Genomic DNA, 20,834 nt, shown 5'->3' with positions numbered 1-20,834 from the left:
CTCACCGGGCGGCCGGCTCGCGGGCGGCCAGGGCCACGTGCGCCCGCCGGGTCATCAGCCCCAGCGTCAGGGTGCTGCCCACCATCACCGCGCCGGCCAGGAGGAACGGGGTGCCCAGACCCAGCCCGTGCGCGACCGCACCGCCGCCGATCGCGCCGAGCGGCAGGGAGCCGAAGCCGATCAGGCGGTAGATGCTGGTCACCCGGCCCATGAGGGCGTCCGGGGTGATGCTCTGGCGCAGCGAGCGGCCGACGATCGAGAAGGACACCCCGGAGAAGCCGGCGAGGAACTGGAAGGCGACGATCAGCCACACCGAGCCGGTGGCCGCGATGCCCGCGGTGACCACGCCGGCCACCAGGCTCGCGGCGATCATCGTGGGCACCCGGCCGAGCGCTCGCACCGTCCAGGACACGGCGGCGGCGCCGGCCAGCCCGCCGACCCCCGCGCCGGTCAGCAGCAGGCCGTACGTGCTGCCGCCGAGGTGCAGCTCGTCGACCACGTAGAGCACGAGGGTGGCGTTGGCCGCGGCCACGCCGAGGTTCATCGCCGCCGCCCAGACCGCCTGCAGGCGCAGCGTCGGCTCGCGCATCAGGTAGCGGAGGCCCTCGCGCGCCTCGGCGGTCAGCGACGTGCGCACCGGTGCCGCGGGGGCCGGGCCGGCCGGCACGCGGCCGGGGACCCGGAGCCGGGTCAGCAGCGCCCAGCTGCCCCCGATCGCCGCGGCTATCGCGGCGAACGGCGCCACCGGATGCCACGCGAACAGCACGCCGCCGGCGGCCGGCCCGGCGAAGTCCTCGCCGATCGACTGGGACGCGGTCAGCCCGGCGTTCAGCCGCTCGAGCCCGGCGTCCTGCACCACCACCGGCGTCAGCGACTGCACCGCGGTCTCCGCCGCCAGTTCCGCCGCGCCCAGCAGGAACGCGGCCGCCAGCAGCAGCGGCAGGGTCGCCCGGTCCAGCGCCACCGCGGCGAGCAGCGCCACGATCAGCACCGCCCGGAACAGCTGGGTGCGGCGCAGGAGGCGGACCCGGTCGAACCGGTCCACCGCGGCGCCGACGTGGAAGCCGAACAGCAGGTGGGCGGCGGAGAGCGCGGCGGCGACCGCGGCGACGCTCACCGGGTCTCTCGTGACGTGCACCGCGAGCAGGGGCATGGCCGCGTACCGGATGCCGTCGCCGAGGCTGGCGGCAGCGCCGGAGGCGAACAGGTACGAGGCCGGGCCCCACCTCATGCGGCGGTCCACACCGGCGAGGGCGCGTACCCGCTGAAGGGGTTGATGTTGATGGTCCCGGTCGCGTTGACCGCGTAGCGGCGCAGGACCGCCACCGCCGCGTTGTCCACGATGAACACGCCGCTGACCGACGGGGTGACGGTGCTGGTCACCTGCCCCTGCTCGTCGACGAAGGCGACCGGCAGCGGGTCCGGATCGAAGACCTCCTGGACGATGTACGGGTGGTCGCCGGCCCCGCCCCGGACCGCCTCGGCGATCACCTGCGCCCACGCGTCGGCCGTGACCTCCCGCCCGACGGTGATGCCGATGCCGGCGTGCCCGCGTACCGGCTTGACGATCAGCCGGTCCTTGTGGCGCTCCACCCACGGCAGCAGGTCGACCTCGGTGTTCCCGAACCGGGTCCGGCGCGGTTCGAGAACCCGGGTCCACGGCACGTGCTCGGCCAGGCGGGCGCGCAGCGAGGGCGCGAGCCCGTCCAGCACGGCCTCGTCGGAGAGCACGGCCAGCGCCGCCTTCGAGGCCAGCACCTCCGCCCGGTAACCGGTGAACAGGCCGACGCGGCCGCTCTCCGCGATCGCGAAGAGCCGCTCCAGCACGGCGAACTCGTCGTCCTCGCCGGGTTCGGGCGACTCGAAGTAGCGGTACACGACGCTGACCCTGCGGCCCCGGTGGCGTACGCCGTCGCCGGCCAGGTCGAGATCCTCCAGCGCGCAGTGGGCCGCCTCGACCCCGTGCCGGCGCAGCTCGCGCGCGAACAGCTCGTACTGCCAGTCGAGCCGCCCGGCGCGCTCCTCGTGCCGCCAGTAGCAGATGGCGACCATGCCGTCGAGCGCGCCGAAGCTCTTCTCCAGGCTCGCCAGCAGGCCGTGCATCGCCACGGCGGGCCGCCCGGGCGCGGTCGCCGACGGCCGCAGGAACGCGCTCTGGGCGCGGGTGATGATGTCGTGCAGGCCGAACAGGCCGGCGGGGGAGTCGCCGTTGATCTCCACCACCACGGTGCGGCCGCCCGAGGTGATGACGTCCGGGCGGGCCACCGTGGACCAGTTCTGGTGCGGCTGGCGGGTCAGGAACGTCAGCTCCGGTGCGGTGGCCCGGCACAGCTGCGCCAGCCGCAGGACGTCGCCGCCGCACCGGTCGCGCAGGACGGCGTCGAGCCCCTCGAAGACGGTCCGGCAGGCCGACTCCAGCCGGGTCAGGGAACCGGCGGGCTCCACCGGCGGGCGGAAGACCAGGCGCTCCTTCGCGTACGGCGCGGACAGCTCGCGCAGCTCCGCGGTGGCCTCCCGGAACCGCTCGGGCGTGGGCTGGACGAAGTGCTCGCCGTCGGTCATGACCCCTCCGTGAACTTGCGGATCAGCGAGTGCGCGGCCTCCGGCGCGTCCCAGATCACCTGGTGGCTCGCGCCGGGCACCACGTGCAGTTCCCCCGCCCGCCCGGGCAGGCTCGCCACGATCTCCGCGGCGACCTCGTACGGGATCAGCGGATCGTCCTCGCCGACCAGCACCATCACCCGGCACCGGGCGGCGGCCAGATCGGCGCGCAGGTCGAGAGTGGACAGCTGCGGGATGAACGCGGCGTTGACCTCCGGCGTGGCGATCCGGCCCCGGACCGCCCGCTGGTACGCCTCGTCCGGCGTGCGCCGCATGGCCAGCGGCCCGCACACCTCGGCCCACTCCCGCTCGGCCTGCGCCGAATGGTCGGTCAGCGACCGGCGCATCACCGCGGCGGCCCGGTCCCCGCCCAGCACCCGGTGCCGCTCGACGATCTCGTCGTGGCTCGCCTGCCGGGCGCCCGTACCGACCAGGATCGCGCCGCCCGGCACCCGCGGGTGGCGCGACAGGAAGCGCTGCACGACGAAGCCGCCGAACGACGTGCCGAGCAGGTACGGCCGCTCCAGGCCGAGGGTGTCCACGAGCGCGGCCAGGTCGTCGGCCCACACGTCGAGGTTCCAGTCGGCCGGTCCGCCCCGGTCGCTGCGCCCGTGCCCCCGCAGGTCCGGGACGACGACGTGGGCGTACTCCGCCGCGGGCCGCATGGTCAGCCGCAGCATGCCGCCGTCGATGCCCGGCCCGCCGTGCACGGCGATGATGTCGGGCCGCCGGCTCCCGTCGCGCCACTCGTCACCCAGCGTCGTGACGTGCAGGCGGACGTCTCCCGCTCGGACTCGCATGCGTGGTCCTCTCATCGGGCGCGGCCGACGCTCACCGTCAGGCCGCGCGGGTACATTGTGGAGCTCGTGTCGGCGGTCACCGACCGGGACACATCATCCAGCCGATAGCGCCGGAACACCTCGACGGCCGTGGTGAGCTGGGCCTTCGCCAGGTGGGTGCCGACGCACCAGCGCGGGCCGCCGCCGAACGGCAGGTACGCCCCCGCCGGCAGCCGTGCGCCCGTCCAGCGTCCGGGCCGGAACAGCTCCGGCTCGGGGAAGTGGCGCTCGTCGCGGTGGATCGCGTACGGGCTGATCATCACCGCCGTCCGGGCCGGGAACCGCCATTCGCCGCTGGTCTCCTCCCCGTGGGTGGCCCGGTGCAGCAGCCAGGTCGGCGGCCGCAGCCGCAGCACCTCGTCGACGACCTGCCCCGGCTCCTCCTGCGGCCGGTGCGTGGCCACGGCGTGCAGCGTCCACGCGGCGGCCGCGGCCGGCACCAGCCGGGAGGCGATCGTGGCCGACACCAGGATCCGCACCAGCGGTCCGGCGGGGACGCCGGCGCCGCTCAGCATGGCGATCAGCCCGCCCGGCGGCGGCCGGTCCACGACGGCGTGCAGGGCCGAGTCCAGGCGCTGCTGGGCCCGGGTGGCGCGGCGCCGGCGGGCGGTGAGCCGGTCGAGGAACCAGGGCAGCTCGACGGACGACCGGACGATCGGGTTCAGGGCGTCGAGCAGGCCGGCGACCAGCGCGGCGAGGTCGTCGCGTTCCCGGCGGGCGGCGGCGGGGCCCAGGCACAGCCGCAGGAAGGCGTCGGTGCTCAGGCGTACGAGCGCGGGCAGGGGATCGCCGGTGCGGCCGATCCGGGCCCAGTCGTCCATCAGCGTGGCCAGCTCGCCCGCGTACCACCGCAGATGCTCGCCGACCAGGTCGCCGGAGAGGGCGGACAGCATCGCGCGGCGCGCCGACATCCAGCTCTCCAGCGCGTCCTCGCCGCGGCGGCTGTCGGTCGGGCGCCAGGCCCGGTCGCGGTCCATGAGGAAGTCGCGGTTGGTGCGGCGCAGCACGTCGTGGGCCACCTCGCCGCCGGTGACGAGCACCGTGCCGGGGCTGAGCTCGACGACCGGCCCGTACCGCCGCGCGGCGCGCAGCACGAAGCCGGGACGGTCCTGGTCGTACTCCTCGAGCAGGTCGGCGCGGGACAGCTTCGCCTGCACCGGTGGGGCGACGGTCACCGGGACTCCTTAGGGTGCGGCGGACGAGGGGAACGGCGGCGGTGGCCGGGACCCGCGCGAGGCCCCGGCCACCGTCATCGGCGTCAGTGCCAGGGGTACGCGCCGGCAAGGGCCTTGCGTGCGAAACGCGCCTTGATCCGCTTGATCATCGAATACACCTCCCTCCGGTCATCGACGGCCATGCCTGTCTCAGTGCCACGGGTACGCGCCCGCGAGGGCCTTGCGCGCGAAACGCGCCTTGATCCGCTTGATCATGGGAAACACCTCCTCCCCTCCTCGGGTCCGCCGTTCCTCACGGTGATCCGGGGCCCGGGTCCCGCACCACCAGGTCTGCCGGCACGTCGCGCAGGCTGCCCAGCCCGAGCTGCCGTGCCACGTCCAGGAGCTCCTGCCGGAGCACGCCGAGGACGTTCGCGACGCCGTCCTCGCCGTCCAGGGCCAGGCCCCAGACGTACGGGCGGCCGATGCACACCGCCGCGGCGCCGCCCGCCAGCGCCTTGATCACGTCCGCCCCGGTGCGGATGCCGCCGTCCATCAGCACCGGCGTCCGGCCGGCCGCGGCGACGACGGCGGGCAGGGCGTCGATCGCCGCGATCGAGTCGTCGAGCTGCCGGCCGCCGTGGTTGGAGACGATCAGCCCGGCCACGCCGCGCGCGGCAAGCTCGGCCGCGTCCGCCGGATGCAGCACCCCCTTGACGACCACCGGCAGGCTCGTCCGCGACCGGATGAAGTCGAGCAGCTCCCAGGTGAGCGGCCAGCGCGGCAGCCGGGTGTCCGGCGGCACGTACCCGTCGGAGTAGCCGCTCTCCCGGTGGATGCCGAAACGCACGTCCGGCGGGGTGGCGAAACCGGCGCGCAGCATGGCGAGCCGGCGCGACGGATGGCTGTTGTCGATGGTGACCACCAGGGCCCGCGCGTCGAGCGACTCGGCCAGCCGGATGGTGCGGGTGACGTCGTCGCGGCTGCCGTAGCAGTACAGCTGGAACCAGAACGGCCCCTGTTTCGCGATGTCGGTCAGGCTGTGATGGCTGTCGTTGCTGACGATCGGCAGGACGCCGGCGCGCTGCGCGGCCCGCGAGACCGGCAGCTCGGCCTCCTCGTGGAACAGCCGCAGCGGGCTGGTCGGCGCGAGCAGCACCGGCAGGGCCGAGTCGAAGCCGAGCACGCCGGCGCCGAGGTCCGGGTCGGCGGTGCCCTGCAACGGGCGCGGGCGCAGCTTCCACCGGCGCAGCGCCGCCTCGTTGTGCCGCACCCCGTCGTCGCGCCCGGCGCCGCCCGCCAGGTACGCCCACCGCGCGCCGTCGAGCACCGTGCGGCAGGCCCGCTGGAAGTCGTCGAGGGAGAGCAGCCGGCCGGTCGTCATCAGGCGGCCTCGGCGAGGGTGCGGATGCCGTCGCCGTCCGGGGCCGGCCCGTACCGCGTCATCAGCCGGGTGACGTCGCGCAGGACATAGGTGCGCAGCAGCCACCGGTCACTGGCGTCGTATTGCGCGGTGAACGAATCCCGGCCGTGCAGACAACGATTATTGGAAAAGACCACCAAACTGCCGGGACCCAGCCGTACGCGATGGGCGACCCGTTCCGCGCAATCGAGGAAATCGGCGATGGCGGCCCGATCCTGCGCCGTTGAACCGGTAATGGAACTGTGCCAGCGGACGGTGGGCCAGCCGGGTGATCCGCCGATGGGGCCGACCCCTTCGGTGGCCGCCCGCCCGGCCGGTGAGAAGCTTTCCGGTGCGGCGATCCGGAAACGCGGTTCGCGGAGTCTGCGTACCGTTTCCGGGCGGCATTCCCGCACCGCGTCGGCGATGTGCACCAGGCGGGTGGCCGGCCGCGGCTGCGGGCTGCGCACGCCGTAGAGGACGACGAAGTCGGGCCGGACGTCGTGGAACGCGACCTCGGTGTGCAGCGAGAGGTCGACCGCCGAGGAGGCGTTCGACTGCGTCGCCGCGCCGTCCGGCCGTGGCCGTACGTCGTGCACGAGGTCGCCGTTCTTCTCCGCGCGATAGCCGAACTCGTGGCCGAGTTGCCTGGTCACCATGGCCAGCCAGGTCCAGCCGAGCAGCGGCGGCGCGTCCGGGCCGGTGCGGTCGTCGGCCGGCAGGCCGTGCAGGACGACCGCGTCGGTGGCGCCGTCGCGCAGCCGGGCCAGGGCGTCGCGGACCCGCTCCGGCAAGATCGTCTCGTGGCGGGCGGCCAGCCGGAAATGGTCGCGCGTGTCCTGCCGGTCGAGCGGCCGGGGAAACCGGCCGATGATCTGTTCCCGCGCCGACCGGCGCATGCCGGCGGCCTCGGCCTCGGAAACGGATTCCGTTGTCACGCCGCCGGCGATCGCGATTTCATTCACGGATGCCACATCCCTTGACGATAGGTTTCAGGATGCAGGACATCGCACGAGAATCGTCTGACAAAGCACGCCGCAATGCGCCCGCCGTCGCCGCGAAGGCGGACGACAGCCGTCGGCCGTACTTGATCAGGAACCCCCGTGTAAGCCCCGTTGTCGCCATCGTATGGAGCTACGGAGGGCAATCGCAACATCTCCGGCCGTCGATACCTCGGCCCGCCCCGCCGATAATCGGCCGCAATTCCGGCGTTTGCGCTGCCCACCCCGCTTGACGCGGACGCGCGGCGGACGCCGAACAAAATCGCCCGGTGCGGCGGGATCTCCACGCAGAGTGGTCAATCTGTCACCGAAAGTCGAAGTATTAGCATCGGCCCGTGATCCGCATCCGGTTCAGCGACGCGACGATCGACCGTACGCGGATCGCGGTCAGCCCCCTGAGCGAGGCCGTCGCCGGGCTCGACCTGGTGCACCGGCAGCGGGACCGGGACCGGGCGCCGTGGCCGTACACGGACTGGGTGGAGCGGGCGCGCGAGGTGCTGCGCACGGTCCCGGAGACGGCGCCGCTGCGCGTGTACGCCCAGCTCTACGGCACCGACCACGGCCGCCCGACCCCCGACGTGTTCACCCCCGTGCCCCTCGGGGCCCGCCCGGCCCTGAGCGAGCAGCTGGAGGCCGTACGCCGCACACCCCCGGCGCTCGCGGCGGAACAGTTCGCCAAGCACTACCCGGAAGGGCTGCCCGCGTTCCTCGAGCCGTACGCCGACCGCGGGGAGCGGGCGTTCGGGCTGCTCGCGGACGCCCTCGAGGCGTTCTGGGAGCTGGCCCTCGCCCCGTACTGGCCGGCGATGCGCGCCGCGCTGGACGAGGAGCAGCTGCTGCGCGCCCGGACCCTCGCGACGGCCGGCCCCGAGTCGCTGCTCGACAGCCTGCGTACGCCCGCCAGCTGGGACCGGCCCGTGCTGTCGCTGCCGAAGCCGCGCGACTCGGTGCTCAACGCCCGCGACCAGCGGCTGCTGCTGGTACCCGTGCTGCTGATGCAGGACACGATGACCGTGTCGACCGACCATCCCGAGATCCTCATGGTGGCGTACCAGGCGCGCGGGTCGGCCGTTCTCGCCGGGAGCCCGGCGCCCGCCCCGGCCGGCCGGGACCGCCTCGACCGGCTGATCGGGCCCGGCCGCGCCGCCGTGCTGCGATCGCTGACCGAACCGTCGACCACGACCGGCCTCGCCGCCGCCCTCGGCCTCGCCGCCAGCACGATCTCCGAGCACCTCGGTGCGCTGGTGGAGACCGGCTCGGTGTCCCGCGCCCGCACCGGCCGCCGGGTCCTGTACGCCCGCACGCCCGCCGGCGACTCGCTGGTCGCGCTGTTCGCCGAGGATTCGGCTTCCACCGAAGGACGGGACTCCGCGGCCGCCGCTTCCTAACGTCCCTGGGCCATGCACCCCGTACTCACCGGCGTCCTGCGCCGCCGGGCCCGCCCGCTCGCGATCGCCGCCGCGGCGTCGGCCGGTCACCAGGTCTGCGAGGCCCTCGTCCCGCTCGCCATCGGCCTCGCCGTCGACCACGCGGTGGACGGCGGCCCACCGGCCGCGATCCTGCTGGCCGTCGGCGGCATCCTGGTCCTGTTCACGCTGCTCGCCGCCGGTGGCGGCACCAACTTCTGGCAGCTGACCTCGGCCACCACCCGCGAGGCGCACGAGCTGCGGGTCCGGGCCGGCGGTCACGTCCTGGACGGCACCGGCACCGGGCGGCGCGCCGGCGACCTGGCCGCGACCCTGGTCTCGGACGCCAGGGCCGCCGCCGAGATCCTCCGGGCGGTGGTGCACCTGATCTCCGGGGCCGCCGGCCTGCTCGTCACCGTGGCCGTGCTGCTGTCCGTCGACGCCCGGCTGGGGCTCGGCATGGTGTGCGGCGTCCCGGCGATCACCCTGGCCGTCAACCGGCTCAGCCCCTGGCTCGAACGCCGGATCGCGGCGCGCCAGCACGCCTCCGGCCTCGCCGCCGCGTTCGCCGCCGAACTCGTCCACGGCCTGCGGCCGCTGCGCGGCTTCGGCGGGGTGCCCGAGGCCGTCCGCCGCTTCCGCCGTACGAGCCGCACCTCGCGGGACGCGGCGCTGCGCGGGGCGAGCGCGGCGGCCGCGGCCGACGGCGCCGGCGGCCTCGCCACCGGCCTGGTGCTCGCCGGCACCGTGGCCGTGGCCGCCGCGTTGACGGCGTCCGGGCGGATCGGCGTCGGCGACCTGGTCACGGTGGTCGCGATGGCGTCGTTCGCGGGGGAGCCGGTCGAACGGATCATGACGGGCGTCAAGCAGGCGGCGATCTCCCGGGCGAGCGCCGCCCGGCTGGCCGTCCTGCTCGACCCGGGTCACGACGCGGCGGCACCGGCCGTCCCGCCGCCCGGCGACGTCGGCGCGCCCGGTCCGGACGAGCTGCTCGGCGTGGTAGCCACCGACCCGGCCCGCGCGGACGCGCTCGCCGCGTCGTTCGGCGCGGGCCGCGACGTGCTGGTCGAGCCGCACGCCGTGCACCTGCTCGGCCGTACGCTGCCCGAGGTTCTCGACACCGGCCGGGACACCGCACCGGAGGACACCGCGCGGGCGCTGGCCGCGGCGCGGGCTCGGGACGTCGGCGACGCGCTGCTGGACGGCGGCGCCAACCTCTCCGGCGGGCAGCGGCAGCGGGTCGCCCTCGCCCGGGCGCTGGCCGCGCGGCCCGCCGTCCTGGTCCTCCAGGATCCGCTGACCGCGGTCGACGCCGTCACCGAGGACGCGGCCGCGGCCGGGCTCGCCGCGCTGCGACGCCGCGACGGGGGAGCGACCGTCGTGATCAGCACCTCGCCGGCACTGCTCGCCCGCTGCGACCGGGTGGCGTTCCTCGCCGGGGCGCGGCCGGCGGTCGTGGCCACCCATGACGAGCTGTGCGCCGATCCCGGCTACGCCGCGGCGGTGCTGCGATGACCGCCCTGCCCATCGCCACCGGCCGGCAGAGCCTCACGGTGCTGGCCGCCGCCGTACGCCCGCATCGCGCCGCGGCGCTGCTCGCCCTCGCCTGGACCGTGCTGGGGGCGGGCGCGGCGGTGGCCGTACCGCTGCTGCTCGGGCGGCTCGTGGACGCGGTGGCGGGCGGGCACGCGTACCCGGGCGGCCTGGTCCTCGCGACCGGGACCACGATCCTGGCCGGCGCGGGCGGTGCGGCCCTGGCCCTGCGCGGCATCGAGCGCCTCGGCGCGAGGGTGGCCGCCGGCCTGCGCGAACGCGTCGTCGAGCGGACCCTCACCCTGCGGCCGGCGGTGCTGGAGAACGCGGGCGGCGGCGAGGTGGCGTCGCGGGTCACCGAGGACCTCGAGAACGTCGTCGCCGCCGTCCCGCTGCTGGCCGAGGTGCTGCGCGCGCTGGTCACCGTGGTCGTCTCGACCGCGGGTTTCCTCGCCCTCGACCGGCGGCTCGCGCTCGCGTTCCTCACCGTCTTTCCCGTGTACGCCCTGAGCCTGCGCGCGTACCTGCCGCGGGCCGCGCGCCTCTACGCCACGGAACGCCGGCTCGCCGCCGAGCGGGGCCGGATCCTGCTGGAGTCGCTGCACGGGCGGGCGACGGTGCGCGCGTACGCGATGGCGGCGCTCCAGACCCGCCGGCTCGCCGCCGCGTCGCGCGAGACGGTGCACGCGGCGCTGCGGGCGGCCCGTAGCTACCTGTGGTTCAGCAAGAGCATGAACGCCGCCGAGGCCGCCGGGCTGTCCGCCGTCCTGCTGACCGGATACGGGCTGGTCCGCGGGGGGCTCGTCACCGTGGGCGCGGTCACCGCCGCGGCGTTGCTGTTCCACCGCCTGTTCACCCCGCTGGGCACGCTGCTGCTGTCGTTCGACGAGGTGCAGCGCGCCCAGGCCTCCCTGGCCCGGACGGCCGGCGTCCTGCTCGTGCCGCCGCCGGCCCCGGGACTGCGGACGCCGCCGCCGGCCCCGGGATCGGTCTCGGTCGGCGCGAGCGGGGTGCGGCACGCGTACGCCGGCGGCCCCGACGTGCTGCGCGGCCTCGACCTCGACGTGCCGGCCGGCACCTCCCTGGCCCTGGTGGGCAGCAGCGGGGCCGGCAAGACGACGCTGGCGAACCTGCTCGCCGGCACGTTCGGCGCCACCGCCGGCCGGGTGACGCTGACCGGCCCGCACGGTGCCGTGGACATCGCGGAGCTGGACGCGGCGGTGCTGCGCGACTGGGTCGGCGTCGTCTCCCAGGAGACGTACGTCTTCACCGGAGCGCTGCGCGACGACCTCACCTACGCGGCGCCGGGCAGCGACGACGACCGGATCCTCGCCGCCCTCGCCGCCGTCGGCGCGGCCACCTGGGTGCGGGCCCTGCCGCGGGGCCTGGACACGCCGGTCGGGCCGGGGCACCACCCGCTGAGCGCCGCCCGGATCCAGCAGCTCGCGCTGGCCCGGCTGCTGCTGCGCGACCCGCCCGTGGTCGTGCTGGACGAGGCGACCGCCGAGGCCGGCAGCGCGGGCGCCCGCGACCTCGAGACGGCGGCGTCCGCCCTGGTGGAGGGCCGCACCGCGATCGTGGTGGCGCACCGGCTCACCCAGGCCCGCGCCTGCGACCGCATCGCCGTCCTCGACCGCGGGCGGATCACCGAGGCCGGCACGCACGAGGAGCTGGTCGCCCTCGGGGGCCACTACGCCGCGCTGTGGGCCGCGTGGTCCCGAGCCCCGGCGCGCTGATCCTAAGGAGGGCCCCGCAGCGACCGATCTTGGCTGAGGATGACCCGGACGGGATGGATGGCTCGATGACTCGCTTGTTGCGCGGTACCCGGCTGAGCGTACGGCTGCTCGCCTCGTTCGGGCTGCTCGGCGCCCTGCTCGTGGCCGTGACCGCGATCGGCGTGGCCGGGCAGCGCCGGCAGCAGCAGGCCGCGGCCGACGCCGCGGCGATCCAGGTGCTCAGCCGGCAGTCGATGCAGCTCAAGTTCCTGAACTCGGACATGAACAGCTGGGTGATCGCGTACTTCACCAACGTGCAGTACACGTCCCCTGCCAAGGCGGTGGGTCCGGGCAGCAACCGGGACGACGCGGTCAAGGCCAAGACGGCGGCGGCGCAGGTGCTCTCGCAGGTCCGGACGCAATACCTGTCGACCGCCGAGCGGCAGACGTTCGACCAGCTCAAGCAGCAGTTCGCCGCGGTCTCGCAGGCGGAGGAGCAGATCGGCACGTTCCTGAAGCAGGACAACGACGCGGGTGTGAAGAGCGCGATGAACCTGCTCAACACCACGTACATCGAGGGCGTGCAGAAGGTCACCGAGCTGACCACGAAGCTGACCGACTCCACGACCGAGCGCAGCACCGTCGCCGTGAAAGACGCCAACGAGGCGGGCACCCGCGGTCAGCGGCTCATGATGGCCGGATGCGGCCTGGCGCTGCTGCTGGCGGTGGCGCTGGCGCTGCTGCTCACCCGCAGCGTGACGGTGCCCGCCCGGCGGGTGGTGGCGGCGCTGCGCCGGCTGGCCGACCGGGACCTGACGGCGGTGCTGGACGTCGACGGCCGCGACGAGCTCACCGAGATGTCCCGCGCCTTCAACGGCGCGGTGGGCGGCGTGCGTGACGCGCTGTCGCACGTGTCCGGCCGTACGGAAGGGCTGACCGCGGCCGCGCGCTCGCTGTCCGAGCTCTCCGTGCGGATGGGCGGGAACGCCGAAGGCACCAGCCAGCAGGCCCGCCTGGTGTCCTCCGCGGCGGACGAGGTGTCGGCCAACGTGGCGGGCATCGCGGCCGCGGCCGAGCAGGTGGACGCGTCCATCGGCGAGATCGCCCGCAGCAGCGAGGCGGCGGTCGGCATCGCGGACCGGGGCGTGCGCACCGCGAGCAGCACGTCGGACGCGGTGGGCCGGCTGGCCGAGGCCAGCGAGGAGATCGGCGAGATCGTCAGCACCATCACGTCCATCGCCAAGCAGACCAACCTGCTCGCGCTGAACGCCACCATCGAGGCCGCGCGGGCGGGGGAGTCCGGCCGCGGGTTCGCCGTGGTCGCCGGCGAGGTCAAGAACCTGGCCGCCGAGACCGCCCAGGCGACCGAGGACATCACCGCGAAGATCCTCGCCATCCAGCAGACGACGCAGGACGCCAACGCCGCGATCAGCGAGATCGCCGACGTGGTCGGGCAGATCTCCACGTTCCAGGCCTCGATCGCCACGTCGGTCGAGGAGCAGGCGGCGACGACCGCCGAGATCGGCCGCACGGTCACCGAGGTGGCGGGCGGCTCCCGCCGGATCGCGGAGAACATCTCGGGCGTGGCCTCGACCGCGCACTCGACCCACGAGGGCGCCAACGACACCCAGCAGGCGGCGCGCGGGCTGGCGTCGATGGCCGACGAGCTCGGCGAGCTGGTGGCGACCTTCCGGATCTGAGCGTACGGGCGGCTCAGCCCTCGGGCGCCGCCTCCGCGAAGATCGGCCGGCCGTCGATGCTCACGCCGTTCTTCACCCGGCGGTACTCCTCGAGGTCGGCGGCGGTGCGCCGCTCGTGCGCGCGGATCAGCAGGTCGCGATCGCCCTCGTACGCCATCAGCGGCACGGCGTACCCGCACGAGTCGCTGACCCGCTCGACCGCGACGTCGATGACCGCCCGCACGCCGTGCGTGTCCGGCGGCGCCGGGAAGAGCCCCAGTAGGTCGGCGTGCTCCGGCGAGCTGACCGGCACCGCCCGGCCCCGGCCGTGCAGCCGGACGATGTTCGGCGGGCCCTGGAACGCGCAGAACATCAGGGTGATCCGCCCGTTCTCCGCCAGGTGCGCGATCGTCTCCGCCCCGCTGCCGTGATAGTCCAGATAGGCCACCCGGTGCTCGCCCAGCACGGCGAACGTCCCGCCCATGCCCTTGGGCGAGACGTTGACGTGCCCGCCGGGCCCGGTCGGCGCGGTGGCCACGAAGAACATCGGCTGCTCCTCGATGAAGGCCCGCAACCGCCCGTCGATCCGCTCATGCAGCTTCATGGACCCGATCCTGCCCTGTGCCCGCCACCGTGCGCGAGCAGCCGGCCCGGCCGCTAAGATCGCCGGGTGCAGCCGACGGATCCGACGCGACCCCTGAAGTGGTACGCGGTTCTCGCCCTGCTCTTCTTCGGCGTCCTCCCGGCCGTGATGATCGCCCTGCTGGTGGCCCGGGACAGGACCCCCGGCGCGGTCGGGCTGCTGCTGATCGGCGGCGTGCCGCTGCTGCTGGCCGCTCTGGTCAGCGTGGTGCAGGGCTTCCGCGAGGCCGACCCGGAGGCCGGCGCGCGCCGGTTCCACCTGTCGATGGCGTTCGTCGCCGGGGCGGACGTGCTGCTGCTGGGCGGCAACGCCCTGATCCGGATGGCCGCCGGCTGACCCGGTCAGCGGCCGGTGGCCCCGTCGATCTGCTCCCGGAGGATGTCGGCGTGGCCGGCGTGCCGCCCGGTCTCCTCGATCAGGTGCACCAGCACCCAGCGCCGCGGCGGGGCCGCACCCCGGCCGCCGGGCCGGGGCGCGGGCAGGCTCAGGTCCGTCCAGCCCGCGATGACCTCGTTCGCCTCCGCGATCGTCTCCCGGTACGCGGCGAGCAGCCCGTCGGCCGTCTCGTCCCGCCTGGGCCGCAGGGTGCGGCGCAGGTCGGTGATCGGCTCCCCGAGGAAGTAGAACCGCTCGACGTGGGTGAGGTGCTTGACCAGGCCCAGCAGGTTGGTGCCGCTGGGCACGCCCGCGGTGCGCACCTGCGGTTCCGGCACGCCGGTGGCCTTGGCGGCGATGGCGTCGCGCAGGTGGTCGAGGAAACCCGTCAGCGTGGCTCTCTCGCCGTCGCCGGTCCACGACGGCCCGGTGTCCCTCCTCCGCGCCCCGGTCATGGCCGGTCCTCACGCCGGATCAGCAGGACGTTGTCGGTCACGATCGCGGTCCTGCCGCCCGGACCCGTCGCCCGGCGGCCCGGCATGTCGGCACGCCGCACGGACCACCGCCCCGGATCGAGGTCGAGGCCCGCGGCAACCTCCTGCGGGGTGGGGTAGTGCGTGTCCGGGTCCTGGTCCCACGACCAGGGTGCGGTGGAGCCGTGATCCACGACCAGAAGCAGACCACCGGGGCGCAGCGCGTGCGCCGCTTTCCGCAGAACCCGCGCGCGGTCCAGCGGGAACGGTGTGTGCAGGTACTGCGCCGAGACGAGGTCGAAGGTGCCCGCGGGGAAGCTCCGGGCCAGGTCGTGCGGCTCGGCGGTCACGAGGCCGCCGAGCCCCCGGTCCCGGGCGTACGCGCCGACCCCGGCCGTCGCGGTGGCCGAGATGTCCACGGCCGTGACCCGCCAGCCGCGCCGGGCCAGCCAGATGGTGTCGCCGCCGGCGCCGCAGCCGAGATCCAGGGCCGTGCCGGGTGGCAGCTCCCCGGCGGTCTCGATGAGCAGGGGATTGGCACGGCCTCCCCAGGCCCGCCGCCGGCGGTAGTGGCCCTCCCAGAAGGCGCCGGCCGTCTGCCCGGCGGTCACCGGGTCGCTCCGCCGGCGAAGAACGCGAGCAGGTGGCCGGTGACGAACGCCGGGTTCTCCTCGGGCAGCCAGTGGCCCGCCTTCGGCACCTCGACGGCGCGGACGATGCGGGTCATCCGGGGCGCCAGCGTGGACCGGGTGAACGCCAGCTGGCCCTCGCCGGTCATCAGCATCGTCGGCACGGCGACGGGCGCGGCGGCGACGTTGTCGCGCTCGTCCCGGTCGAGCGTCCGGTACAGCTCGAAACCACCCCGGAGAACCTGGGGACGACGGTACGTGCGAGCGAACTCGTCCAGCTGCCGGTCGGTGAACGGGGACTTCGCGCCCGGCCCGCCGTAGCTGGTGCCGCCGTACGCGACGTACCCGAAGAACAGGGCGAGGTAGTCGCGGACGTCGTCGTCGACGAGGGTCTCGGGGAACCCCGGCTGCCCGTGGAAGGCGAGGTGCCAGCTCAGCGACCGGTACTTCGCGGCGCTCAGGGCGGGGCCGGGAAGCGGGTAGTCGAGGTGCGCGTAGCGGGCGACCTCCCGCGGGAACTGGGCGGCGTACTGGAATCCCACGCCGGCGCCCAGATCGTGCGCGACCAGGTTGATCCTGCGCAGGCCGAGCCGTCCGGCGAGCAGCTTGTGCACGTAGCGCGCGAGGGTGGCCTTGTCGTAGCTGGGCGGGGCGCCGGCGCTGTCACCGAGCCCGGGCAGGTCCAGCGCGTACACCGTGTACCGCTCGGCGAGGGCCGGCATGATGCCGCGCCACTCGTACCAGGACTGCGGCCAGCCGTGCAGCAGGACGAGCGGTTCACCGGTGCCGCCGGTGACGTAGTGCATGCGTACGCCGTCGACGTCGGCCGTTCCGTGGCGGAACCGGCTGTCGAACTCGGCGTCGGCGCGGGTGGCGGCCCCCTCCGCCGGCTCGGCTCCGGCCGTGGCGCGGGCGGCGGCCCGCTCCACCGGCTCGGCTTCCGTCGCGGCGCAGGCGGTGGTCAGCAGGAGCACGGCCGCGAGAGCGGCCACCATGCGGTTCCGGACTGTTGTGATCATCGGTGTCACCTCCGCGGCCAGCATCCCGACGATCTTGGCAGACTTGCAAGAAAAATTGCGGATCTGCATCATGGCCGCATGACCAGGAGCGAACAGGACGTCCTCGCCGGGGTGGGACCGAGACTGCACGCGCTGCGCCGCAAGCGGGGCATCACGCTGGCGGCCCTGGCCGGCGAGACCGGGCTGACGGCGAGCACCCTCTCCCGCCTCGAGAACGGCAGGCTCCGCCCGACCCTGGAACAGCTCCTGCCGCTCGCCCGGGCGCACGGTGTGCCGCTCGACGACCTGGTGGCGGCCCCGCCGACCGGCGACCCGCGCATCCACCTGCGCCCCGTACGCCGCTTCGGCCTGACGGTCGTCCCGCTGACCCGCCGCGTCGGCGGCGTCCAGGCCTTCAAGGTGGTCTACCCGCCGGCCGGCCGCGCCCACACGACGACCCCGCAGACCCACGACGGCTACGAATGGTTCTACGTCCTCAACGGCCGCGTCCGGTTCGTCCTGGGCGACGAGGAGTTCGAACTCGGCGCGGGGGAGGCGGCGGAGTTCGACACCCGCACACCCCACTGGATCGGCAGCGCGGGCGACCAGCCCGCGGAACTCTTCACCCTCTTCGGCCCGGAGGGCGAACGCGCCCACCTGGCGCCGAACGCCCCGCCCGGCGCGGCTGCCCGATCAGCCCCCTGAACAAGCCGGCAGCGGCCCCTCAGGCGTCGCCGTCTCCGCGCGACCCACGCAGCATGTCCGCGATGAGACGCAACCCCTCCCGCGTCTCCTCCCGGAACTCCCGGAACTCCGTCCGATGCTCCGACAGGCCCCGCGCGACCTCCCGGATCAACCCCGCATCCGCCCGGCGCAACGTCTGCAGATCCTGCACATCCTGATCCAGGTCACGCACCACCTGCTCCAGGTGGGTCAACCGTGACTCGAAATCCTCAGGCATCGCGCCCCTCCCGCTCCGGACCCTACGTGGATCCTGCCCGGGCACCCGCGCCGCCGACAACCGATTGTTCGAAGGGCAACCCTCATCGGCCCATCATCGCGTGGCGCGTAGCCGGGCGGCTCGGCCCCTCCGCCGGGACTCGACGTAGGATCCTAGGATGCTCTAGGGGTTGTGCGCGGCCCGGCCCTCGGGCGTTGCTGCCGAGGGCCGGGCCGGGAGCGTCGCCCTCAGTCGGCGGCGAGGGTGGCGGCGATCGGGTGGCGTACCGCCCGGCGGGCCGGGAGGATCGAGGCCGTCAGGGCCGCGAGGACGGCGACCGCGAGCAGCACCGTCAGGCGGTCCCAGGGGATGACCAGCGCGAGCCTCGAGCCGTGGGCCTCGACCGAGCGCAGGGCGGACAGCGTGATCGCCATGCTGATGGCCGTACCGATGAGGGTTCCGGTCAGGGCGATGACCAGGGCCTCGAACGTCAGCGTGCGGCGCAGTTGGCGGCGGGTCAGGCCGACGGCGCGGAGCAGGGCGTTCTCGCGGGTGCGCTCGACCACCGACAGGGTCAGGGTGTTGGCGACGCCGATCAGGGCGATGATGACGGCCAGGGACAGCAGGGCGGTGATGACCGCGAGCGCCTGGTTGAGCCGGGCGTTGAGGTGGTCGACGTAGCCGTCGTGGTCGTAGGCGACCACCGCCGGGTAGGCCTGGAGGGCGCGGTCCAGGGCGGCGCGGGCGTCGGTGGACGAGACGCCGGGGGCCGGGTCGACCTGGATCTCGGTGAGGAACGGTTCGCCGAAGACGGCCACCATGTCGCCGGCCGAGAGCCAGACCGTGCGGGTGCCCGGCGACACCGCGGACACGGGGAATCGCCGTCCCTGCACGGTGACCGTGGCGCCCACGGCGAGGCCGAGGTCGGCGGAGACCACCGCGGAGCCCTCGGCCGGTCCGCCGGTGCCGCCGGTCCGCACCTCGTTGCCGCTGTCCTTGTCGAAGGACTGGTACGCCGGGTGGAGGCCGGCGCCGATCTCGGGCTGGGCGCGCAGGGCCTCGACCACCCCGGCCGGCAGGATCCCCAGGCCGTTGGCGTCCATGACGAGGAACTGCGCGAACATCTTGTCGCCGGCGCGGCGTTCGGCGGGGGCCTCGGTGCTCTTGGCGATCAGCGTGAAGGTCGCGATGAGGGTGACCCCGACGACGAGGGCGTTCGTGGTCGTGGCGATGCGGCGGGGATTGCGGGCGGCGTTGAGCAGCGCCAGGGCCGCGGTGGCCCCGCCCAGCGCGGCGAGCGGCGGCCGCAGGAACCGGATGAGGGCCGGGACCAGCACCGGGCTCAGCAGCAGGAACCCGGTGACGGTCAGCAGGGCGCCGGCGATGACCAGCATCGCGCGGTTCGCCGCGGCCAGGCTCACCAGGCCGGCGGCGAAGGTGACCGTGCCGGCGATCCGGCGGGTCCGGCCCACCGGGCGGGCGATCTGCACGGACGCGTCGGAGAGCGCCGCCACCGGTGCGACGGCGGTGCCGCGCCGGGCGGGCAGCAGCGCGGAGAGCACGGTGACGCCGATGCCGACGGCGAGGGCGACGAGGACGGTCGTGCCCGAGATCACCGGACGGACGTCGGCGGGGGCGCCGGCCGCCGCGAGCGCGGCCGGCAGCCCGTACGCGAGCAGCACGCCGGCGGCCAGCCCCAGGACCGACCCGGCGGCCCCGACCACGGCGGCCTCGGCGACGACGGAACGGAACACCTGGCGCCGGGTCGTGCCGACCAGCCGCAGCAGCGCGATCTCCCGGGTGCGCTGGGCCAGCACGATGGTGAACGTGTTGGCGATGACGAAGGCGGCCATGCACACCGCGATCACGCCGAAGCCCAGCAGGGCGTCGCGGAACTCCTCGGCGTTGCCGACCGCGGCGTTCTTCGCCTCCTCCACGAGCTGGTCGTGGGGGAGCGCCCGGGCGCCGACCGCGGCGGTGATCCGCGCGGCCAGGTCGTCGTTGCTGACGCCGGGGGCGGCCGAGACGATGATGGTGGTCGACGGGTAGCCGCTGATGGCCTCCATGTCGGGCGTCGTCATCACGATCAGCGCGCCGGTGTTGTCGAAGCCGCCCTTCGTGGTCGCGGTCAGCCCGACGAGCGTGTACGTCCGGGACTTCGCGCCGAAGCTGCTGATCAACAGCTTGTCGCCGGCCCCGAGGTGCTCCCGGTCCGCCGTGCGTTCGTCGAGCACGACCTCGCCGCGCTTGCCCGGCATCCGGCCGCTGGTGGCCTCGATCGGCTGCAATCGCGGATCGGCGGCGACGTTGACGGCCCGGTGGTCGCCGATGACCTTCCTGCCGTCCCCGGCGGACAGGCCCAGGTTGAACAGCGACCACGTCTTCTCCGCGGCCCGGACACCGTCCACCTTCCGTACGCGGTCGAGCATGTCCGCGGGCCAGTCGCCGGACACGCCGTCGGGCTGCGAGACCTCGACGTCGATGTTGCGGTACTCGGCGGTGGCGTGGGCGGTCATGGCGACGGCGAGGCCCTCGGTGAACATGAGGCTGCCGGAGACGAAGGCCACGCCGAGGACGACGGCGAGGGCGGAGAGCAGCGACCGGGTGAGGTTGGCGCGGGCGGTACGCAGCGTCAGGCGGATCATCGCGGTCACCGGCCGGCCGGGACGGCGGCGTCGAGCCGGGCCAGCATGGCGACGATGTCGTCGGGTGCCGGCGACTCCAGTTCGGCGGCGTAGCGGCCGTCCTGGAGGAAGACCACCCGGTCGCAGTGCGCGGCGGCGTGCAGGTCGTGCGTCACCATCACCACGGTCTGGCCGAGCTGGGCGACCGCGTCCCGCAGCAGGCCGAGAACCTCGGCGCCGGAGCGCGAGTCGAGGTTGCCGGTGGGCTCGTCGGCGAACACCACCCACGGGCGGGTCATCAGGGCGCGGGCGACGGCGACCCGCTGCTGCTGGCCGCCGGAGAGCTCGGCCGGGCGGTGGTCGAGCCGGTCGGCGAGCCCGACCGCCGCCACCACCCGGTCGAACCATTCGGGGTCGGGGCGGCGCCCGGCGATCGTCAGCGGCAGCACGATGTTCTCCCGCGCGGTCAGCACGGGCAGCAGGTTGAACTTCTGGAACACGAAGCCGACGTGGTCGCGGCGCAGCAGGGTGAGCTTCTCGTCGTTGAGCGTGTCCAGGGCGGTGTCGCTGATGCGTACCGTGCCGCCCGTCGGCCGGTCGAGGCCCGCGAGGCAGTGCAGCAGCGTGGACTTGCCCGAACCGGAGGCGCCCATGATGGCGTGGAAGCGCCCGGCCTCGAACGCGACGGTCACGCCGCGCAGGGCGTGGACGGCCGCCTCGCCGCTGCCGTAGAGCTTGCTCAGGTCGGTCGCCTGCAGGGCCGGCATCACGTTCTCCCGTACGTCGGTGGTCGATGACGACCTCGACGTTAGGGATCTTGGC

General features: G+C 74.6%; 19 protein-coding genes. 6 read left to right on the top strand and 13 right to left on the bottom strand.

The genetic code is table 11. The features are described 5' to 3' along the window. Position 1: 1 nt before the first annotated feature. The 6 genes from CLV70_RS10330 to CLV70_RS10305 all read right to left on the bottom strand — a co-directional run bounded on the left by CLV70_RS10330 (position 2) and on the right by CLV70_RS10305 (position 6,961). On the bottom strand, positions 2 to 1,231 hold the full coding sequence (locus CLV70_RS10330) for an MFS transporter (protein ID WP_106126199.1): 1,230 nt from the start codon (positions 1,229 to 1,231) through the stop codon (positions 2 to 4). Next, positions 1,228 to 2,562 carry an ATP-grasp domain-containing protein gene (locus CLV70_RS10325; RefSeq protein ID WP_106126198.1) on the bottom strand — a complete coding sequence of 445 codons (1,335 nt, stop codon included), beginning with the start codon at positions 2,560 to 2,562 and terminating at the stop codon, positions 1,228 to 1,230. The genes CLV70_RS10330 and CLV70_RS10325 overlap by 4 nt, the downstream gene beginning before the upstream one ends. After that, a complete protein-coding gene (locus CLV70_RS10320) occupies positions 2,559 to 3,401 on the bottom strand; it encodes an alpha/beta fold hydrolase (RefSeq protein ID WP_158277741.1) in 843 nt (280 codons plus the stop codon). Before CLV70_RS10320 ends, CLV70_RS10325 begins: the two co-directional genes overlap by 4 nt. Positions 3,402 to 3,412: 11 nt before the next feature. Further along, entirely contained in the window at positions 3,413 to 4,615 is a 1,203-nt protein-coding gene (locus tag CLV70_RS10315; RefSeq protein WP_106126196.1) for a cytochrome P450, read from the bottom strand. Positions 4,616 to 4,907: 292 nt separating this feature from the next. Next, the gene (locus CLV70_RS10310; RefSeq protein ID WP_106126195.1) at positions 4,908 to 5,978 is read right to left on the bottom strand and encodes an alpha-hydroxy acid oxidase; all 1,071 of its coding nucleotides are present in this window, start codon (positions 5,976 to 5,978) and stop codon (positions 4,908 to 4,910) included. Beyond that, the gene (locus tag CLV70_RS10305) at positions 5,978 to 6,961 is read right to left on the bottom strand and encodes a TauD/TfdA family dioxygenase (RefSeq protein WP_106126194.1); all 984 of its coding nucleotides are present in this window, start codon (positions 6,959 to 6,961) and stop codon (positions 5,978 to 5,980) included. Before CLV70_RS10305 ends, CLV70_RS10310 begins: the two co-directional genes overlap by 1 nt. Positions 6,962 to 7,332: 371 nt before the next feature. Here CLV70_RS10305 and CLV70_RS10300 point away from each other — a divergent pair, with 371 nt between their 5' ends. The 4 genes from CLV70_RS10300 to CLV70_RS10285 all read left to right on the top strand — a co-directional run bounded on the left by CLV70_RS10300 (position 7,333) and on the right by CLV70_RS10285 (position 13,351). Further along, complete coding sequence (locus CLV70_RS10300) at positions 7,333 to 8,385, top strand: ArsR family transcriptional regulator (protein ID WP_106126193.1); 1,053 nt, start codon at positions 7,333 to 7,335, stop codon at positions 8,383 to 8,385. Between the two features lie 12 nt (positions 8,386 to 8,397). After that, on the top strand, positions 8,398 to 9,918 hold the full coding sequence (locus tag CLV70_RS39080) for an ABC transporter transmembrane domain-containing protein (protein WP_146164019.1): 1,521 nt from the start codon (positions 8,398 to 8,400) through the stop codon (positions 9,916 to 9,918). Further along, on the top strand, positions 9,915 to 11,672 hold the full coding sequence (locus CLV70_RS10290; RefSeq protein WP_106126192.1) for an ABC transporter ATP-binding protein: 1,758 nt from the start codon (positions 9,915 to 9,917) through the stop codon (positions 11,670 to 11,672). The genes CLV70_RS39080 and CLV70_RS10290 overlap by 4 nt, the downstream gene beginning before the upstream one ends. Before the next feature lie 65 nt (positions 11,673 to 11,737). Beyond that, the gene (locus tag CLV70_RS10285) at positions 11,738 to 13,351 is read left to right on the top strand and encodes a methyl-accepting chemotaxis protein (protein ID WP_158277740.1); all 1,614 of its coding nucleotides are present in this window, start codon (positions 11,738 to 11,740) and stop codon (positions 13,349 to 13,351) included. A 13-nt stretch (positions 13,352 to 13,364) separates the two neighbouring features. Here CLV70_RS10285 and CLV70_RS10280 read toward each other — a convergent pair whose 3' ends face one another. Then, positions 13,365 to 13,934 carry a pyridoxamine 5'-phosphate oxidase family protein gene (locus CLV70_RS10280; RefSeq protein ID WP_106126190.1) on the bottom strand — a complete coding sequence of 190 codons (570 nt, stop codon included), beginning with the start codon at positions 13,932 to 13,934 and terminating at the stop codon, positions 13,365 to 13,367. Between the two features lie 66 nt (positions 13,935 to 14,000). On the opposite strand from CLV70_RS10280, the gene CLV70_RS10275 reads away from it, so the two are divergent. Then, positions 14,001 to 14,309, top strand: coding sequence for a hypothetical protein (locus tag CLV70_RS10275; RefSeq protein WP_106126189.1), 309 nt, complete (start codon positions 14,001 to 14,003; stop codon positions 14,307 to 14,309). 5 nt (positions 14,310 to 14,314) lie between these two features. On the opposite strand, the gene CLV70_RS10270 is transcribed toward CLV70_RS10275, so the two are convergent. Genes CLV70_RS10270 through CLV70_RS10260 form a run of 3 tightly spaced genes read right to left on the bottom strand, consistent with a single transcriptional unit; the run spans position 14,315 to position 16,469 of the window. Further along, the gene (locus tag CLV70_RS10270; RefSeq protein WP_106126188.1) at positions 14,315 to 14,803 is read right to left on the bottom strand and encodes a DinB family protein; all 489 of its coding nucleotides are present in this window, start codon (positions 14,801 to 14,803) and stop codon (positions 14,315 to 14,317) included. Further along, positions 14,800 to 15,432 (bottom strand): class I SAM-dependent methyltransferase, encoded by a 633-nt coding sequence (locus CLV70_RS10265; RefSeq protein ID WP_106126187.1) that lies wholly within the window; start codon positions 15,430 to 15,432, stop codon positions 14,800 to 14,802. Before CLV70_RS10265 ends, CLV70_RS10270 begins: the two co-directional genes overlap by 4 nt. Next, positions 15,429 to 16,469: an alpha/beta fold hydrolase gene (locus CLV70_RS10260; RefSeq protein ID WP_211303717.1), complete on the bottom strand. Its 1,041-nt coding sequence runs from the start codon at positions 16,467 to 16,469 to the stop codon at positions 15,429 to 15,431. Before CLV70_RS10260 ends, CLV70_RS10265 begins: the two co-directional genes overlap by 4 nt. Before the next feature lie 78 nt (positions 16,470 to 16,547). Here CLV70_RS10260 and CLV70_RS10255 point away from each other — a divergent pair, with 78 nt between their 5' ends. Continuing rightward, positions 16,548 to 17,153 carry a helix-turn-helix domain-containing protein gene (locus CLV70_RS10255; RefSeq protein WP_106126185.1) on the top strand — a complete coding sequence of 202 codons (606 nt, stop codon included), beginning with the start codon at positions 16,548 to 16,550 and terminating at the stop codon, positions 17,151 to 17,153. A gap of 19 nt (positions 17,154 to 17,172) precedes the next feature. Here the strand turns inward: CLV70_RS10255 and CLV70_RS10250 are convergent, their stop codons facing one another. The 3 genes from CLV70_RS10250 to CLV70_RS10240 all read right to left on the bottom strand — a co-directional run bounded on the left by CLV70_RS10250 (position 17,173) and on the right by CLV70_RS10240 (position 20,779). Beyond that, positions 17,173 to 17,409, bottom strand: a complete 237-nt coding sequence (locus CLV70_RS10250; protein WP_106126184.1) for a hypothetical protein — start codon at positions 17,407 to 17,409, stop codon at positions 17,173 to 17,175. Between the two features lie 227 nt (positions 17,410 to 17,636). Next, positions 17,637 to 20,033: an ABC transporter permease gene (locus tag CLV70_RS10245; protein WP_146164017.1), complete on the bottom strand. Its 2,397-nt coding sequence runs from the start codon at positions 20,031 to 20,033 to the stop codon at positions 17,637 to 17,639. 5 nt (positions 20,034 to 20,038) lie between these two features. After that, positions 20,039 to 20,779, bottom strand: coding sequence for an ABC transporter ATP-binding protein (locus CLV70_RS10240; RefSeq protein WP_106126182.1), 741 nt, complete (start codon positions 20,777 to 20,779; stop codon positions 20,039 to 20,041). Positions 20,780 to 20,834 lie beyond the last annotated feature (55 nt).

The sequence above is a fragment of the Pseudosporangium ferrugineum genome (assembly GCF_003002065.1).
In the GTDB taxonomy this organism is placed as follows: Bacteria; Actinomycetota; Actinomycetes; order Mycobacteriales; family Micromonosporaceae; genus Actinoplanes; species Actinoplanes ferrugineus_A.
The sequence above is the reverse complement of the archived record's forward strand: the minus strand, read 5'-3'. Positions and strand labels throughout refer to the sequence as shown.

What these genes read in the sequence shown, in the direction of transcription:
- CLV70_RS10330 (WP_106126199.1), bottom strand. Translation starts at nt 1,231, where the DNA reads ATGAGGTGGGGCCCGGCCTCGTACCTGTTCGCCTCCGGCGCTGCCGCC.
- CLV70_RS10325 (WP_106126198.1), bottom strand. Translation starts at nt 2,562, where the DNA reads ATGACCGACGGCGAGCACTTCGTCCAGCCCACGCCCGAGCGGTTCCGG.
- CLV70_RS10320 (WP_158277741.1), bottom strand. Translation starts at nt 3,401, where the DNA reads ATGCGAGTCCGAGCGGGAGACGTCCGCCTGCACGTCACGACGCTGGGT.
- CLV70_RS10310 (WP_106126195.1), bottom strand. Translation starts at nt 5,978, where the DNA reads ATGACGACCGGCCGGCTGCTCTCCCTCGACGACTTCCAGCGGGCCTGC.
- CLV70_RS39080 (WP_146164019.1), top strand. Translation starts at nt 8,398, where the DNA reads ATGCACCCCGTACTCACCGGCGTCCTGCGCCGCCGGGCCCGCCCGCTC.
- CLV70_RS10290 (WP_106126192.1), top strand. Translation starts at nt 9,915, where the DNA reads ATGACCGCCCTGCCCATCGCCACCGGCCGGCAGAGCCTCACGGTGCTG.
- CLV70_RS10285 (WP_158277740.1), top strand. Translation starts at nt 11,738, where the DNA reads ATGACTCGCTTGTTGCGCGGTACCCGGCTGAGCGTACGGCTGCTCGCC.
- CLV70_RS10280 (WP_106126190.1), bottom strand. Translation starts at nt 13,934, where the DNA reads ATGAAGCTGCATGAGCGGATCGACGGGCGGTTGCGGGCCTTCATCGAG.
- CLV70_RS10270 (WP_106126188.1), bottom strand. Translation starts at nt 14,803, where the DNA reads ATGACCGGGGCGCGGAGGAGGGACACCGGGCCGTCGTGGACCGGCGAC.
- CLV70_RS10260 (WP_211303717.1), bottom strand. Translation starts at nt 16,469, where the DNA reads ATGATCACAACAGTCCGGAACCGCATGGTGGCCGCTCTCGCGGCCGTG.
- CLV70_RS10255 (WP_106126185.1), top strand. Translation starts at nt 16,548, where the DNA reads ATGACCAGGAGCGAACAGGACGTCCTCGCCGGGGTGGGACCGAGACTG.
- CLV70_RS10250 (WP_106126184.1), bottom strand. Translation starts at nt 17,409, where the DNA reads ATGCCTGAGGATTTCGAGTCACGGTTGACCCACCTGGAGCAGGTGGTG.
- CLV70_RS10245 (WP_146164017.1), bottom strand. Translation starts at nt 20,033, where the DNA reads ATGATCCGCCTGACGCTGCGTACCGCCCGCGCCAACCTCACCCGGTCG.
- CLV70_RS10240 (WP_106126182.1), bottom strand. Translation starts at nt 20,779, where the DNA reads ATGCCGGCCCTGCAGGCGACCGACCTGAGCAAGCTCTACGGCAGCGGC.